The sequence below is a fragment of the Phaeobacter sp. JH20_29 genome (assembly GCF_048056175.1).
GTDB classification, from domain to species: Bacteria; Pseudomonadota; Alphaproteobacteria; order Rhodobacterales; family Rhodobacteraceae; genus Phaeobacter; species Phaeobacter bryozoorum.
Genome location: NZ_JAYMWO010000020.1, coordinates 48,610 through 64,557, shown reverse-complemented (window position 1 = coordinate 64,557; position 15,948 = coordinate 48,610). Strand labels below are relative to the sequence as shown.

Here is a 15,948-nt window from a genome sequence, read left to right as displayed (position 1 = left end):
CGGCCCCCAGCCAACCCGGAGTCGGCCCGCCCTCGCGATTCCCCCGGCCTGCTCTGGCCTGCTCCAACAGGGACACAGCCCCGACAGCGGGCCAGAGATTCTCTGTCCGCGCAGCTGCCCTTGCGTCAGATCTGGCCGGATTTGACCGGTTTTTCCCCGCATCGGGGCGCTACCACCTTCCTACACCAAAGGGCGTAGTGTGGAAAAAGTGAAACTCTCGACGGCATATGGCGGAGATCACCTCGAAAAAAGCCGATTAATTTAAATCAAAGCTCTCTTTGCGCGAATAAAATGTGAAAGAATTCGCGCGCGTCATTTAAAACGCCGGGGCGGAATGTTGATAAATGAAAAGCCCGTCCGGCCATGGTGGCAAAAACCACACACCCTGAAGGAGAGGGAATGGCAGGGGTCAGGAATTCCCTACCCTCATAGGATGTATTAACAAAGAGTTAACAAAATGCGCAGGATCTTCGCAAAACGTCAAGTTCTGCCGCAAAAATAGAGGCCATTCCACAATAGCTCCCGCAGGCCCGCCGCAACGCACCCCCTATGGGGCATAGAGTTTGCAAAAAGACTCCGCCTTTTCAACCCTTAAAATGGGTGTCTCCACCAGAAATCCCCGCCGTGCCCTCCCCCCGCGGCGTGGCGGGAAGGGCACGATTTCGACATCTCCGCAATTCCTGACCCCTCTGGCGCAAGTTTCCTTGACAACAGATGCCCATCCAGAGAGACAGAGAGCGGTAAAACCTTTGCGGGCATAAGGCAGGCGCGTTTGTTCGCAGAAATCGACGAGCATTACTACGGAGTAGAAAATGGCTAATATTAATGTACCCACCGGCGAGACTTTCGTTGCCGGCACCACAGGTGACGACGCAGTCACCCTGACCGACGCAGTAACATTTGCTGCTGCCAGCACTCTTGAAGGCAATGGCGGCGCAGACACGCTGACCCTCGAAGGTAACTCGCTGTCGACACTTCTGGCTGGTGCAAATGCGGACGTATCCTACGATTCGACCACCGACACCTGGACCCTGGATGACGACGACACCGCTGGTTTCGCGGCTTCCCTGGAAGGCGGCTTCACCTCCGTGACTTTCAACGATGGTGCAACTCTGGAAGCGGGCGTTGCCTCCTCCGGCGTGATCAACCCGGCAGCTGGCGACGCAGACGGCACTCCTTCGGATCTGTCGACGACCTTCAGCTACGACTGGGACGGCGCAGATGCGTCTCGCACTCAGTTTGACGCAACATCCATCGTCAGCGTCGATGGCCAAGCGATTGCAACCGTTGGCAACAACTTCACCAATGCTTCCGGCGCATTTGCAATCACAAACGGCACCGATCTGGCCTTCACTGCAAACTCGGCAGCACTGACCGCTCAGGGCAATGTTGGCGACGATGCAACGTTCTCTTTTGAGGTGGTTCTGTCCGACGGCACCAACACCCAGACCGTGACCGTGACCTTCGAAGCGGAAATTCCCTTCACCACCGGTAACGACGTCTGGAATGCTGCTGAAGGCTCCGCAGACATCGACGAAACCGCGACCACCGAAGCAGGCAACGACACCTTCAACGGTGACGACCAGGACAACGACATCGAAGCAGGTCTCGGCGATGACACCCTGATCGGTGGCAACGGCGACGACACCCTTGAAGGTGGCGATGGCGCCAACGTTCTGCGCGGCGGCAACGGCGACGACGTTCTGTCCACTGGCGACGATGACGGCAACATCCTGGGCGGTGGCGCAGGTGCAGACGACATCACCGGTGGTGCTGGCGACGATATCATCTTTGGCGGCAACGGCGACGACACCAACCTCAACGGTGGTGACGGCGATGACATCATCAACGGCGGCGACGGTGAAGACACCCTGATCGGCGGCGACGACAACGACACCCTGCGTGGCGGTGACGGCGACGACAATCTGGACGGTGGTCTTGGCAACGACGAACTGCGCGGCGGTGCTGGCGATGACGTCGTCAACGGTGGCGATGGCTCCGACATGATGTATGTCAGCCTTGGCAACGACACCATGGATGGTGGCAATGGCGATGACACCTTCATCCTGCGTGATGACAGCGGTGCAACCACCATCAATAACTTCGCAACCGGCGACAAGCTGAATGTTGAAGGTCTGGGTTACAACGACCTGGCCGACGTTCTGGCCGTTGCTTACGAAACCTCCGAAGGCGTCACTCTTGCCATCGACGCGGACACCACTGTTCTGCTCGACGGCCTGACCCTGGCAGACCTGGACGCATCCGACTTCGACTTCGCCTAATCCGCGCCGTCACAGTCTTAGGGAAGGCCCCGCTTTGCGGGGCCTTTTCTTTTGCGCGGGAGCGCTGTTGTCTGTGCTGGTTTCTTTGCCGGGGGATTGCACTGCGCAAAGAAAACCCCCGCAGATCCCTGCGGGGGGTGAGGGTCCAGCGCCCGTTTTCCTGTGGGTGACCGGTTCAGGCCTCCACCAGATCCAGCAGCTGATCCGCCGTATTGAGCGGATCCCGCGCCAGATCCTGCCGGGCGCATTCCGCCTCGGCCCCGGCCTTCAGCTCCTGCAACAGCTCTTTTGTCAGCACCGGATCACCGTCAAACCCGCCCGCCGCTGTGCGGCCACCATTGGCCACCTCCGGGTAGCGGTCGAACTCCAGATCAAAGAAGCTCTCCGGCCCCTCGGGATCATAACGCTGCGCGAGCCTGCGATTGATGTCGTCAAACCGCGCCAGAAAGCCCTGCATCTCCGCCCGCGACGGCAACAACGGCCCATCCTCCGGCAGCTCCCGCAGGATCTGTTCAAAACTGCTCTTGGGAAATCCCTGCTGACGCAGCCACAGCCCCGCCAGAATCTGGCTGCGCGACCAGGCCTCGTTGTCACGCGGCGGATTGTCCGGCGGCGTCAGCCCCACCAGATTGTAAAAATCCAGCACCGTGTCGCCGCCCACCAGATCCCTGCGCTGGAAGCGGCGCACGGTGACATTCCCGGCCCCGAACATCTCCTCCCAGCGCGCCAGCTTGGTGGCATAGTCGAAATAGCGCATCATATGCGGCCGATAGACCGGCAAGGCCTGCAGCTGCGCGCCATAGAACTGATAGGCCGTCTGCCCCAGGATCACCTGTTTGCGGTGCGACAGCGCCAATGTGTCCTGACGGCGCAGATAGGCCACCACGTTGATCTCGTCGAAATGCTCACGCAGCCGCCTGTGCAATGCCCGGATATCGTTCGGGTTCATCAGCCAGAACAGCATTTCCGTCGCAATGATACAGTCGCCACACTCCCGCTGATCCGCATCCGCCATGCGCCGCTCCAGAAACGGCCAGCGCAATTCGGAATACATGTTCCCTCCCATCTTGTGATTGCGGATGAGAGGGTTGAAATCGACCCGGGGCTTTGCATGCAGATAACTCCAGCTGCCCAAGGTCTGTTGCATCTGGCCTTGTCGCAGCGCGATCTGCAACGAAGTCGATCCCGTCTTATGCGACCCTATATGCAGCCAGAGCTTACGCTTTTTTTTTTCCAGATAGGGGCTTGGGGGCACGGGGCGCTCTGCCGCCGCAGGTGTGCTGCCCGGCCTCTCCGCCGCGACCGCCGCCAGCGCATCACGATACAGCTGCGACAGCACCTCGCGCGCCGAGGGGTCATTCTGCAAGGCCTGCATCCGGGCGCGCTGGCCGGCCTCCACCCCCTCGGCAAAACCCTCCTCGCGCAACAGCCGCTGCACCACCGCGACACTCTCGCGCACCGCCTGCAGGGGTGACCAGGCCACCAGCGTCTCCGGCGGGCAGATCTCAGCCTGCGCCCCCACATCGGAACAGATCGGCACACAGCCGGCCTCGATCGCCTCATAGCAGACCAGCGCCAGCCCTTCGTTCGAGGACGGCACCAGGAGGATATCGCTCTGCCCCAGAAGGCCCGGCACATCGGTGCCTGCGGGATGCAGATGCACCACATCCGCCAGACGGTAGCGGGTCAAAAGATGTTCCACCGCGCCGCGATAGGGGCCCTCGCCCACCATATCAAAGCGGAAATCCACGCCGTTGCGTTTGCCCCAAGCCCGCAGCCGCCGGATGATCGACAGCGCCACCACCGGGCGTTTCTGATGCACCATCCGCCCGACAAAGGCGACGCGGCAGCGGGTCTGGCCCGCGCGGATCCGCACCGGCACCACGTCAGCGCCGCGACGGCTGTCATCCAGCAGACGCCCCAGCACCAGCTTGCTGCCATAAACCCGGAAGCGTTCCTTGTAGAACCGCTCCAGCTCGCCGCTGATCACATGGTGATGGTCGATAAAATTGCTCCAGACACCGGAAATCCGCGGATAGCCGCCATCGGCATATTCCACGATATGGGTGCTGTCGAGATTGACCACATGCGGATGGCGCAACTTGATCGTCGGCAGCGCATCATAGAGCGGCACACAGTGGTGATTGTGGGTGAGGATGATGTTTTCCTGCGCAATCAGCTGACTGACAAAGGCGCTGGTCTGGCTGCGCGGCAGATAGCGATCGGTGCGGATCAGCTGCAGGCGCGGATCTTCCGGCAGCTTGGCCAGCAGCCGTTCGGGACCTTCCTGCCCGACCATGACAAACACCCGCAACCCGGCGTCCAGCGCCCAGCGGATGCTGTCGATGCCAAGGCTTTCGGCGCCGCCCACATCCAGCCAGTGCAACCCGATCAGGATTGCCGGATCCTTGCCGCCATGGCGCCCCTCAGGGGCCATCGTCTGGGTCTCGAAGATGCCACGCGAACAGGCCAGGCGGGAGAATTTATGCCGGGCGGGAAGCTTGCGCCAGCGCCGGGCCTCGATCTGGTATTTCATCTGCTCCGCCAATATCGGCGAGAGCGCGTGAATGGCGCGATATTTGCGCGGCCGTTTGTGCCAGGCCACGCCGCCGGCACTTTCGCGGACCGCCACCTGACGCGGCGAGGGGATGGTGACAAACACCCGCTTGCCCGGCAGCGCCGGGGTTTCCTGCGGCCCGGTGCGCAGATTGCCGATATAGGTCAGCGCCATCATCTCGGCGCCATAGGACATATCCTGCGGCTGCACCGCCGGGGTCGGCAGCTTGGCCTCTTCCCACCACATATGGGCCTCGACCGGGATCTCGGGGTAGAGCGTCTCATAGATGAAACGGATCTGGGCGATCTCCTGATCGATATACTCTCTGTCCTGAGACATGGGGGCTCCCTGCCTGTCCTTTTGATCTGTGATACATCTGTCCGGCGGATCCGGCGCTGCGGGTGGTTTTGCGGGCAGATCTCGCCTCAGACGCCGGTATCGGGGTCGGGGCGGATGATCGGCGGGTTGAAGGAGCAGCCCTGCCAGATCGCCTTGTAGACCTCACGGCGCAGCGATTTCTCCACATTGCCCTGGCGCATCTGCCGCCGCACCCCGCGGGCAAAGACCGCCACCCCGGCCCAGCCCTGTTCGCGGCGGCGGAACGAGGCCTCATTGCGCGCACCATAGCGGAATTTCCAGATATTGGCCTGGTTCACCAGCGAATAGTTCACGCCCTTGTTTTCCGGCACATCATGGACCACCACGCTGTTGGGGCAGTAGATGCCGGGATAGGATTTGGCGATACGCTGGGTGTATTCGGCGTCATCGTACCAGATGAAATATTCCTTGATCGGAAAGCCATGTTTCTGGATCGCCCAACGCGGCACCAGCACCGAGACAAAGGAGCAGGAGCCGACCAGGAAATAGGGCGTCTCGGGGCTGTAGAACCGCGGCCAGTCCCAGACCGTTGAGGGCGTGTTCATCTCGCAGAGATCGCCATTGGTCCATTTCACCGCCGAACAGGCAAAAGACGGCCGCCAGGTGAACCGCGCCTCGAAATCCTTGATGCCGGTCAGCAGCAGCTCAATGGCATTGGGCTCGGGATAGGCGTCGTCATCGCTGAACCAGATGAAATCATAACCTTCCTCATAGGCCACCCGCGCGCCCTCGTAAAAGCCACCGGCGCCGCCGATGTTTTCCGGCAGGCGCACATGCTGAAACCGGGGGTCGTCCTTCTGCAGCTGGCTCAGCCAGCTGCCGGTTTCATCGGTGGAGGCATTGTCGATCACAAAGACCCGTTCCGGCAGGCAGGTCTGTGCCTGCAGGGCGGCGATCACGCGCTTCAGCTTGTCCAGCCGGTTATAGGTCACGATGACCGCGGCAAGGGAGGAACGGATATTCATGGCTGATCCTTCTGTGGCGCAGCCGCGGCTGCGGCATGTGCAAGGGCGCGGGCGGGCGGTGGTGTCTGGGCCGGCCTGTCAGATGTGGTGGCGGCGCTCTGTGTGGCGGGCGGCGCTGCGGTCTCGGATACGGTCGGCATCTCCGCCTCGGGGTCCAGCGGATCGCCATTTTCATCCAGCCCCAGACGCGCATTCTTGTGCCGCTCAATATCCTTGATCCGGTGGCTGTGGAAATAGGAGGGCCATTTGCCCTGCCGTTCCAGCATACCTTCGATGATCTTGGCCATGACGGTCAGATTGCGCAGATGTTCGGGGCTGAAGAACTGACTCGGATCCAGCGAGGGCGCACGCGGGGCGGATTGTTTTTCCATGTCGCGCAGCGCGTTCCGCAGGAGCGGCCGGCCGCCAAAGAATTCGCGATCCATGATCTCGGCATCGCTGCGGTAGGCGGCGGTGGCGGCCTCGGCCAGATCCCGCGCCATCACCAGTTTGCGCACCTTGGCCTCGCTCTCGCTGCGCGAACGGTCCAGCTGGCGCGACAATTCCCAGCCCAGCGTATGGCGCAGCCAGGGGTCCTGCTCCTGGAACTGGCCCTGCAGGAAATACATCAGCGCCAGCTCGCGCACGGTCATGGCCTGGTTTTCAGGCTCGAATTCCTCCACCGTGCAGGGCCGCCCGTCAAAGGCCACCTCGGCGAAATCATCCAGTACCGAACCGTTTTTCAGCTCCTTGCGGATCATCGGGCGCAGGGTGAACTCATCGCCGAACAGCGCCCGCCACTGGGCAAAGCGCGGCGCGTAATGGAACCGGCCATTTTGCAGATTGTGGTCAAAGAAGTCCTGCATGCTGTCGCGATACCAGCCGATCTTGATCTGCTCGGCATAGCTCGACAGGATCCGCTGCGCATGGGGGCGCACATAGGCCACGATATGGATACGATCGGCGCAGCCGCGAAAGAAGGTCTCGACCAGATCGTGGAATTCCGGTGCCGGGATGTTTTCAAAGGCCTCGGCGGACAGCACCGCATAATCCGCATCCGAGGCCGCAATCTGGGCCGCCACCTCTTCCAGACCATCGCGATCCTCAAGATGCTTGGGCAGGGGGGTGCCCTTGCGATAGCTGGTGATGAACCCGGTCAGGTAATTATGGTTGAGCTTGGCCGGGTACAGCAGCTTGGCGTCATGCAGCTGAATGCTGCCAACAGCCAGCGCGTTCTGAATGGTGGTGGTCCCGGTCTTGTGGTCGCCGATGTGAATCACAAGCGTCTTGGGTCTGGCTCCGGTCTTGTCGCTCATCGGCTCCATCTCGTTTCTGCATCAGCCTTGTTTTCCAGCGCCCAAGCCCTACTCTAACATCCGGCACGGGTCCAGACCAAGCCGCCGCCCCGGCAGCGGCCCGCCCTGTCACATCCGCCTGTCACATCCGCTCCGATCCGCTCAGAGCGGCGCCACGAAGAACGCAGGCACCCGGGCGTTCTGCGCCTCAGCCGCCAGGAACCCGCGGGCGGTGTCCAGCGCCTCGCGGATGGTCACATCCATATCGAGATAGCGATAGGTGCCCAGACGGCCGACAAAGGTCACCCCTTGGGCCTGTTCCGCCAGCGCCACATAATCGCCCAGCAGCGCCTTCTCCTCGACCTGGCGGATCGGGTAATAGGGGATGTCCTCGGGCTCTGCGGCGCGGGAATATTCGCGGTAGCAGACCGAGCCGTCGTGGCTTTCCCAGGGCGCGAAATGCTTGTGCTCGGTGATGCGGGTATAGGGCACCTCTTCCTCGCCGTAGTTCATCACCGCGCAGCCCTGATAATCGCCCTGATGGGTGAAGCGTTCGAAATCCAGCGTCCGGTAGCCAAGCCGCCCCAGCTGATAGTCGAAATACCCATCCAGCGGCCCGGAGTAGAACACATGGTCAAAATCTGCCGCCTGGGACTGATCAAAAACAGTCTCTAACTTGACCGTTATGCCCGGATGATCGAGGATTTTGGCGATCATCGCGGTATAGCCGTCCTCCGGCATGCCCTGATATTTGTGGAAGAAGTAATTGTCGTCGTAGTTGAACCGCACCGGCAGCCGCTTCAGGATCGAGGCCGGCAGCGCGCTTGGCGCCACGCCCCATTGCTTGATCGTATAGCCCTTGAAAAACGCCTCATAAAGATCGCGCCCGACAAAGCGCAGCGCCTGTTCCTCAAAGGTCTGCGGATCGGTGATGGAGGTATCGGCCTGTTCTTCGGTGATGAAATCATGCGCCTCTTCGGGGCGCAGGGTCTTGCCGAAGAACTGGTTGATCGTATGTAGGTTCACCGGCAGCGAGAACACGCCGCGCCGCCCTTCGGGGTCCAGGCTGGTGGTCTTCACCCGGTTCTTATAGGGCAGGAAACGCGCGAAACGGTTCACATAGTCCCAGACCTCGCCGTCATCGGTGTGAAAGATATGCGGCCCGTAGACATGCACCATGACGCCGGTCTCGGCGTCGCGCTCGGTATGGCAATTGCCGCCGATATGGCTGCGGCTGTCCATGACCGTGATCCTGTGGCCTGCCTCGGCCAGATGCCGTCCGATCACAGCGCCCGAAAGCCCTGCGCCCACCATCAGTATATTCACCCCGGCACCCCGTCCTGTTTGCGTCCCCTGCCCTTTTTGTCAAACAATCCAGAGGCACACAAGGTTCGGTTTCCGCACAGGCGAAGAGCCGCATTTCCCTTTTGTTTCAGAATATTGCGACGACATAACCGCAGATCGGGCAGCGCCGCCAGACCGCCATCAGACCGCCATCAGGCGGTGATGCTCGGCAATGGCCTCATCCAGATCGCTGAAATAGCGCAGCCGACCATTGTCCAGAACCAGCCCCGCATTGCAGAACTGGCGCAGCTGGCGCATCGAATGATTGACCAGAATGGCGCTGGAGTGGCGCATCCGGTCGGTAAAGATATCGCGGCTCTTGCGCTTGAAGGCGGCATCGCCCACCGCCGTCACCTCATCCACCAGATAGGTGTCGAATTTGATCCCCATAGACGCACCAAAGGTCAGCCGCGCCCGCATCCCCGAGGAATAGCTGCGCATCGGCATATGGTAGAATTTGCCCAATTCGGCAAAATCCTCGACAAATGCCACCAGATCATCGGTATCGACCCCATAGATCCGGGCGATGAAACGGACGTTCTCCGCCCCGCTCAGATCGCCATGAAACGACGCCGCCAGCCCCACCGGCCAGGAGATCGACCCATCGGAGATGATCTCGCCATGATCCGGGCGCATGGTGCCCGCCACCAGCTGCAGCAGGGTGGATTTGCCCGCCCCGTTGCGCCCCAGAAGCGCCAGCGACCGGCCCGTCGGCAGCGTCAGGTTCAGATTGTCGATGACAACCCGCCGCTCCCCCTTGAGCCAGAAGCTCTTGGTCAGATTTTCAAACCGGATCACTGCCCTGCCCTCTCGCCTCAGCTGCGGTCGCGGATCGAATAATAGATCAGCGCCAGAATCGACCAGGTCAGCAGCAGGAACAGCCCGGCCAGGGCCGCCAGCACGGCGCGGCGCGGGTATTCCGGCTCCGTGGCACGGGTGGGGTTGATATAGGTCGCCAGATAGCGGCTCTGGCGGGCGGCATCATCGCGCGCCACCTCCAGCGCCGTCAGCGCGGCACGGTAGCTTTCCTCGGCATATTCGCGATCCACCGTCAGCCGTTCGAATTCGGCAATCAGCGACGGGTAATCCTCACCGACACCACCGGTGTCGGTATTGTCGGAGGTAAAGGTCTGCCGTTCGATATTGATGCGGTCGCGAATGACGTCGATATGCTGCTGCGCCTTGGTCAGCCGCGGATCCGCCTCGCTGACCGTGCCCCGCAGCAGATCATATTGGATCAGCGCCTCGGCCAGCTGCTGCTGAAGGTTGTTCATCACCCCCATACGGCCCTGGATATCGGCCTCGGGATCGACGATCCGGGTGCGGGTGCGAAATTGGGTCAGCAACTGGCGCGCGGCCTTCAGCCGCTCCAGCGCCTCGTCCAGATCGGCGCGGGCATAGCGCATCGCATCGGCGCGCGCCTGTTCATTGAGCGCATTGATCCGGGTCTGGCTCTCGGCGACGATGGCTTTTGTGATCGCCTGCGCGGTTTCTGCGTCAAAGGCCAGCGCCTGCACCTCAATGAGCCCCGAGCCGCTGTCAAAGGAGATCCCGACAATGCGCTGCCAGTACCAGGTCAGATCCTCGATCGTCGCCTCCGGCCAGAGCGCAAAGGCCCAGTCGCGCGGCCAGAGCGCACTGTAATGCCCCTGCAGGTCCACCGCCGCATCGACCGCGGCCACCATTTCCTGGCTCTGGATGAATTCATAGAGGATGTCGCTGTCCGAGGCGCTGCTGTTGCCGGTAAATTGCGCCAGCCCGCCCAGAAGATCATTGGCGCCGCTGCTTTCCTGGCTGCGCACGGTAAAGCCTGCGGTGGAGGCATATTGATCCTCGGCAAAGGTCCAGAGATAGATCATCACCGCCAGGAGCGGCGCCAGCACCAAGGCCACAAAGCTGATCACCAGCCCCCAGTGGCGTTTTTTCATGCTGGCAGGCCGTGCCAGCGGATAGGCCGGGCGCTGCTCGGCCTCAGCGATACGCGCCTCCAGCTCGGCCACGGCGGCCTCGGCCTTGCGCGCCTTGCGCCGTACCCGTTTCAGCTGTTTGACCGGATCCGGCACCCGCTGGACAGGGGCGGCGGCCTCTGCTGCATCCGGGGCCGTGTCCGATGCTGTGGCAGCAGGAGAGGCCGCGGGTGTACCGGTTGCTGTGCTTGCTGCGGTATCTGCCGCAGCCGCCTCCTCTGATGTCGCCTCTTCTGAGGCGGGGCGTCCGGCCAGGGCCGACGGGGGCGTCTGTGTCATGATCAACCTGTCCTGGCCCAAAAGCACCCTGCCCCAAGCCGTTTGTCATTGTCTTTTGTTTCTCTCATAATACCGTTCGCGATCCGCGTTTCACAATGGGTATTCATGGGGTGTTCATGGCCAGCCTGTCTTCTTCTGCGCCCCCGGCTCAGCCCCGTCCGTTAAGCCCGCCAAAGACACAGGTTACGGCACAGGCTCCCGCCCAGACGCCGGCCCAGATCCCCACCAGCCCCGCCGCCAATCCGCATCGCCGCCACCGCCGCAGCATGGCGACGCTGCGCACCGTGGCCGCGCTGGTGCTGCGCGAGATGTCGACCCGCTACGGGCGCACCCCCGGTGGCTATCTCTGGGGGATCCTAGAGCCCCTGGCCGCGATCCTGTTCCTGTCGCTGGGCTTCTCGCTGGTGATCCGCACGCCGTCGCTCGGCACCAGTTTCCTGCTGTTTTACGCAACCGGATTCCTGCCATTTAACCTGTATCAGACTCTCTCCGGCACCGTTGCGCGGGCGCTTGCCTATTCCCGCCCCCTGCTGCGATACCCCGCTGTCACCTGGCTGGATGCGATCCTGGCACGGTTTGTGCTGAACAGCCTGACCAGCATTGTCATCACCACCCTGCTGATGACCGGTATCCTCGCGGTGATCGACAGCCGCACCGCCATCGACCTGCCCCCCCTGGTCGAAGCCATCGCCCTCGCCATGATCCTCGGGCTGGGGGTCGGCTGCATGAATGCGGTGCTGATGGGGCTGTTCCCCCTGTGGGATGTGGCCTGGTCGATCATCACCCGGCCGCTGTTCCTGGCCTCCGGCGTGATCTATATCTACGAGGACCTGCCGCCGGTGGCACAGGACATTCTGTGGTATAATCCGCTTCTGCATATCATCGGGCTGATGCGCACCGGATTTTATCCCACCTATAATGCCGATTACGTCAGCCATGCCTATGTGCTGCTGATCGGTATGACACTGACCGCCCTGGGCCTGATCCTGATGCGCCGCTATCACCGGGTGATCCTGAACCGCTGATCTACGCCTTATTTATTCGCGAGCCTCTGCCAGCACCGCGGCATGGCGGCGCCCCAGACGCCGCAGCAGCCCGTCGCGCACCGCCAGCCAGGTGAGCCGCAGATAGGCGCGGCGCACGCCGGGGTGATGACGCACTTTCAGGATCCATTTCGGCAGGATCAGCAGCAGCACCGGCCAGAACAGCCAGCCCGCCGCCTGCCGATAAAGCAGCAGCAGATTGCGGTGGTGGTAATAGACCTTCCACAGCGGGCGAAAGCGCTGGCCGCTGTCGCCATTGCTGAAGGTGGAGAAATCATGCTCGAACCGCACATCCGCGGCAAAGCAGATGCGCCCGCCCGCCGCACTGAGCCCCAGCGTATAAAGCGCATCATCACCATAGATGAACAGGTCCGGATCCGGGTAGCCCACCCGCCGCACCGCCGCCGCCGAGATGAAAAACCCCACAAAAGACGTCACATCAATCGCGCTCAGCCCGCCGTCATAGGCGCTGCGCGGAATATGGAACCCATCGCGCCCTTTGCGCGCGGTGGACAGGAAATGCCCCAGGCTCCAGAACGGATTGCGCGAGGGGCGGTTCATCTCGCAGATCTCGCCGCTTGGGAAATAGACCGCCGCCGCCACCGCGTCCCAATGGGCCAGCTCACCGCTCTGCCCCATGGCGTGAAACGCCGCCAGCCCGCCGGGTTCCGGGCGGCCGTCATCATCCATCACCACCAGCCAGTCGGGGGCATGCGCCTGCATCGCGCGCTGCATCCCCAGGGCAAAGCCCCCGGCCCCGCCCTGATTGGTGGCACTGGTCACCACATCAACCCGCGAATGATCCGCGCCCCAGGTCGCCAGCCAGTCGCCGGTGCCATCATCAGAGGCATTGTCCACCACCACCAGAGCGGCCAGCTCCGCGCCCGGGCTGTCCAGCAGCCGCGCCAATGTCACCTTGAGTTTCGCAAGCCGATTATAGGTGACCACCACCGCCACCAGACGTCCGGCACCAGCGGTAGCACCAGCGGCGGCCGCAGCCTGATGCGCGGGCTCGGGGATCAGGGGTTCAGTCACGGTGGCAAAGGCTCCTGTGGGCGGCGGCGGATCTGGTTCAGAGCGCAAAGCTCATAAATAGACCGTGCTGTCAATTCACCTGCCGGTCACAGGTCGCTTTCCCGCGCCACAGGACGCATTGACACCCCGCGCCCAAGCCGCCACCTAAGGGGCATGAAAACCGCTCTTATCACCGGATCGGCCGGCTTTATCGGCTATCACCTTGCAGACCGGCTGCTCGCCGCAGGCTGGCATGTCATTGGGCTGGATTGCCTCTCGCCCTATTACGACGTCACCCTGAAGGAGTGCCGCCATGCGCGGCTGGCGGACTACGCGAGCTTCACGCCAATCATTGGCAAGCTGGAAGATCCCGGCCGCCTGATGGGGCTGTTTGCCACCCATAAACCGGATGTGGTGATCCATCTCGCCGCCCAGGCCGGGGTGCGCCATTCCATCGATGCGCCGCGCGATTATCTTGAGGCCAATCTGATCGGCACCTTTGAACTGCTGGAGGCCGCCCGCGCCCATCCGCCCGCCCATATGCTGATCGCCTCCACCTCCTCGGCCTATGGTGCCAACACGCAGATGCCCTTTGATGAGCGCCAGCAGGCGGATCACCAGATGTCCTTTTATGCCGCCACCAAGAAGGCAGGCGAGACAATGGCGCATTCCTATGCCCATCTCTACGGGCTGCCGACCACGATGTTCAGGTTTTTCACCGTCTATGGGCCCTGGGGCCGGCCCGATATGGCGCTGTTCAAATTCACCAGGGCGATAGAGGCCGGTGAGGCGATCGATGTCTATAACCACGGCAGGATGAGCCGGGATTTCACCTATATCGACGATCTGGTTGCGGGCATCGCCGGGCTGATCGACGCGGTGCCGGGGGATCAGCCGGTCTCGGAACAGGACAATCTCAGCCCTGTCGCCCCCTTCCGGGTGGTCAATATCGGCGCCTCCAGACCCACGCCGCTGATGGAGTATATCGCGGCGCTGGAAACCGCGCTGGGGATCACGGCCCGCAAAAACCTGATGGACATGCAGCCCGGCGATGTGCCTGCCACCTGGGCCGATACCACATTGCTGAGCCAGCTCACCGGATATGAACCGCAGGTCAGCGTCGCAGAAGGCGTCGCGCGGTTTGTGGCCTGGTACCGGGAGTATTACAGCGGCACCCAAGGCTGATCCGGGCAGGGTTGATCTGGCGCGACATGCGCTTCTGACCTGTCACCTTTCCCCAAATACTCGCGCCGCAGGCCTCCCGATTTCTGTGAAATCGGGATCAGGACATCTCCTCAAATTAGGTCAGCATAATTGACCAAATGTTTCGCGTGCGAAACATTTGGTCCGAACCGGACCTATTTCACTCCCCGCCCCATTGGGCCACTTCCGCACCCTGATCAGCCTGAGTCCTGACCAAAATTCCGGTTCCCGCCTCCCGCGCGCCCGTATATGTCTGATCCCCAACACTCCGCCCCTGCAAGCGGAGGATATGAGGCAACAGCAAAGGACCGCCCCCATGCGCATTGCAATGATTGGCACCGGATATGTCGGATTGGTCTCCGGCGTCTGTTTTTCCGACTTTGGCCATGATGTGATCTGTGTCGACAAGGATGCGGCCAAGATTGCGCGGCTGCAGGCCGGCGAGGTGCCGATCTACGAGCCGGGGCTGGAGGATCTGATGGCGCGCAATGTGGCTGCGGGCCGGCTGTCCTTTACCGATGATCTGGCCGCCGCCGTGGCCGAGGCCGAAGCGGTGTTCATCGCCGTCGGCACGCCCACGCGGCGCGGCGATGGCCATGCCGATCTCACCTATGTGATGGCCGCCAGCGAGGAGATCGCCGCCGCCCTTCAGGGCTATACCGTGGTGGTCACCAAATCGACCGTGCCCCTGGGCACCAACCGGCAGGTGAAACAGGTGATTGCCAAAGCCAATCCGGCGGCGGAATTTGACGTCGCCTCCAATCCGGAATTCCTGCGCGAAGGGGCGGCGATTGATGATTTCATGCGCCCCGACCGGGTGGTCGTCGGCGTGCAGAACGACCGCGCCGCCGAGGTCATGGCCGAGATCTACCGGCCATTATATTTGCGCGATTTCCCGATCCTCACCACCGATCTCGAAAGCGCCGAGATGATCAAATATGCCGCCAATGCGTTTCTGGCGACCAAGATCACCTTCATGAATGAAATCGCAGGCCTCTGTGAACGGGTGGGCGCCGATGTAAAGGAGGTCGCCCGTGGCATCGGGCTGGACGGGCGCATCGGCAATAAGTTTCTGCATGCCGGTCCCGGCTATGGCGGGTCGTGTTTCCCAAAGGACACCGCCGCGCTGGCGCGCATCGGGCAGGACCACGCCTATCCGATGCAGATCACCGAAACGGTGATGCGGGTCAATCAGGAGGTCAAGGCGCGGATGCTGGAGAAGCTGCGCGACGCCTGTGACGGCAGTTTCAACGGCAAGACCATCGCGGTGCTTGGCGTCACCTTCAAACCCAATACCGATGACATGCGCGAGGCCCCCAGCCTCACCATCGTGCCGGCCCTGATCGGCGGCGGCGCCAAGGTGCGGGTGGTGGACCCGCAGGGCGAGGCCGAAGGCCGCGATCTGCTGCCCGGTGTCAAATGGGAAGACGACCCCTATAAGGCCGTGCGCAATGCCGATCTGGTGGTGCTGCTGACGGAATGGAATGAATTCCGCGCCCTCGACCTGAAGGCGCTGGGGCGCAAGATGGCGCAGCCCCGGATGGTGGATCTGCGCAATATCTACACCGCCAAAGCCGCCAAACGCGCCGGGTTCGAGACCTATATCGGGGTGGGCCGCTAAACCCACCCGGACATCACCCCA

Annotated in this window: 11 protein-coding genes; 4 read left to right on the top strand and 7 right to left on the bottom strand. The window is 62.2% G+C overall.

Annotated features, from left to right (window positions below; translation table 11 throughout):
- Window positions 1-812 precede the first annotated feature (812 nt).
- On the top strand, window positions 813-2,282 hold the full coding sequence (locus tag VWZ85_RS18995; RefSeq protein ID WP_416587302.1) for a calcium-binding protein: 1,470 nt from the start codon (window positions 813-815) through the stop codon (window positions 2,280-2,282).
- 175 nt (window positions 2,283-2,457) lie between these two features.
- Here VWZ85_RS18995 and VWZ85_RS18990 read toward each other — a convergent pair whose 3' ends face one another.
- The 6 genes from VWZ85_RS18990 to VWZ85_RS18965 all read right to left on the bottom strand — a co-directional run bounded on the left by VWZ85_RS18990 (window position 2,458) and on the right by VWZ85_RS18965 (window position 11,046).
- Window positions 2,458-5,178 (bottom strand): glycosyltransferase family 4 protein, encoded by a 2,721-nt coding sequence (locus tag VWZ85_RS18990; RefSeq protein WP_416587301.1) that lies wholly within the window; start codon window positions 5,176-5,178, stop codon window positions 2,458-2,460.
- Between the two features lie 86 nt (window positions 5,179-5,264).
- Complete coding sequence (locus tag VWZ85_RS18985) at window positions 5,265-6,182, bottom strand: glycosyltransferase family 2 protein (RefSeq protein ID WP_340547848.1); 918 nt, start codon at window positions 6,180-6,182, stop codon at window positions 5,265-5,267.
- On the bottom strand, window positions 6,179-7,477 hold the full coding sequence (locus tag VWZ85_RS18980) for a hypothetical protein (RefSeq protein ID WP_340547847.1): 1,299 nt from the start codon (window positions 7,475-7,477) through the stop codon (window positions 6,179-6,181). The genes VWZ85_RS18985 and VWZ85_RS18980 overlap by 4 nt, the downstream gene beginning before the upstream one ends.
- A 141-nt stretch (window positions 7,478-7,618) precedes the next feature.
- Complete coding sequence (gene glf, locus VWZ85_RS18975; RefSeq protein WP_416535232.1) at window positions 7,619-8,782, bottom strand: UDP-galactopyranose mutase; 1,164 nt, start codon at window positions 8,780-8,782, stop codon at window positions 7,619-7,621.
- 159 nt (window positions 8,783-8,941) lie between these two features.
- Entirely contained in the window at window positions 8,942-9,598 is a 657-nt protein-coding gene (locus VWZ85_RS18970; protein ID WP_340547845.1) for an ABC transporter ATP-binding protein, read from the bottom strand.
- Between the two features lie 17 nt (window positions 9,599-9,615).
- The gene (locus tag VWZ85_RS18965) at window positions 9,616-11,046 is read right to left on the bottom strand and encodes a sugar transporter (protein WP_416554609.1); all 1,431 of its coding nucleotides are present in this window, start codon (window positions 11,044-11,046) and stop codon (window positions 9,616-9,618) included.
- A gap of 116 nt (window positions 11,047-11,162) precedes the next feature.
- On the opposite strand from VWZ85_RS18965, the gene VWZ85_RS18960 reads away from it, so the two are divergent.
- Window positions 11,163-12,071: an ABC transporter permease gene (locus VWZ85_RS18960; RefSeq protein WP_416535230.1), complete on the top strand. Its 909-nt coding sequence runs from the start codon at window positions 11,163-11,165 to the stop codon at window positions 12,069-12,071.
- 12 nt (window positions 12,072-12,083) lie between these two features.
- Here the strand turns inward: VWZ85_RS18960 and VWZ85_RS18955 are convergent, their stop codons facing one another.
- The gene (locus VWZ85_RS18955) at window positions 12,084-13,124 is read right to left on the bottom strand and encodes a glycosyltransferase (protein WP_416587300.1); all 1,041 of its coding nucleotides are present in this window, start codon (window positions 13,122-13,124) and stop codon (window positions 12,084-12,086) included.
- A gap of 153 nt (window positions 13,125-13,277) precedes the next feature.
- On the opposite strand from VWZ85_RS18955, the gene VWZ85_RS18950 reads away from it, so the two are divergent.
- Both VWZ85_RS18950 and VWZ85_RS18945 read left to right on the top strand, forming a co-directional pair.
- Window positions 13,278-14,288 (top strand): NAD-dependent epimerase/dehydratase family protein, encoded by a 1,011-nt coding sequence (locus VWZ85_RS18950; RefSeq protein WP_416587299.1) that lies wholly within the window; start codon window positions 13,278-13,280, stop codon window positions 14,286-14,288.
- Window positions 14,289-14,622: 334 nt separating this feature from the next.
- Window positions 14,623-15,927, top strand: a complete 1,305-nt coding sequence (locus VWZ85_RS18945) for a UDP-glucose dehydrogenase family protein (protein WP_260107657.1) — start codon at window positions 14,623-14,625, stop codon at window positions 15,925-15,927.
- Window positions 15,928-15,948 lie beyond the last annotated feature (21 nt).

What these genes read in the sequence shown, in the direction of transcription:
- VWZ85_RS18995 (WP_416587302.1), top strand. Translation starts at nt 813, where the DNA reads ATGGCTAATATTAATGTACCCACCGGCGAGACTTTCGTTGCCGGCACC.
- VWZ85_RS18990 (WP_416587301.1), bottom strand. Translation starts at nt 5,178, where the DNA reads ATGTCTCAGGACAGAGAGTATATCGATCAGGAGATCGCCCAGATCCGT.
- VWZ85_RS18985 (WP_340547848.1), bottom strand. Translation starts at nt 6,182, where the DNA reads ATGAATATCCGTTCCTCCCTTGCCGCGGTCATCGTGACCTATAACCGG.
- VWZ85_RS18980 (WP_340547847.1), bottom strand. Translation starts at nt 7,477, where the DNA reads ATGAGCGACAAGACCGGAGCCAGACCCAAGACGCTTGTGATTCACATC.
- VWZ85_RS18965 (WP_416554609.1), bottom strand. Translation starts at nt 11,046, where the DNA reads ATGACACAGACGCCCCCGTCGGCCCTGGCCGGACGCCCCGCCTCAGAA.
- VWZ85_RS18960 (WP_416535230.1), top strand. Translation starts at nt 11,163, where the DNA reads ATGGCCAGCCTGTCTTCTTCTGCGCCCCCGGCTCAGCCCCGTCCGTTA.
- VWZ85_RS18950 (WP_416587299.1), top strand. Translation starts at nt 13,278, where the DNA reads ATGAAAACCGCTCTTATCACCGGATCGGCCGGCTTTATCGGCTATCAC.
- VWZ85_RS18945 (WP_260107657.1), top strand. Translation starts at nt 14,623, where the DNA reads ATGCGCATTGCAATGATTGGCACCGGATATGTCGGATTGGTCTCCGGC.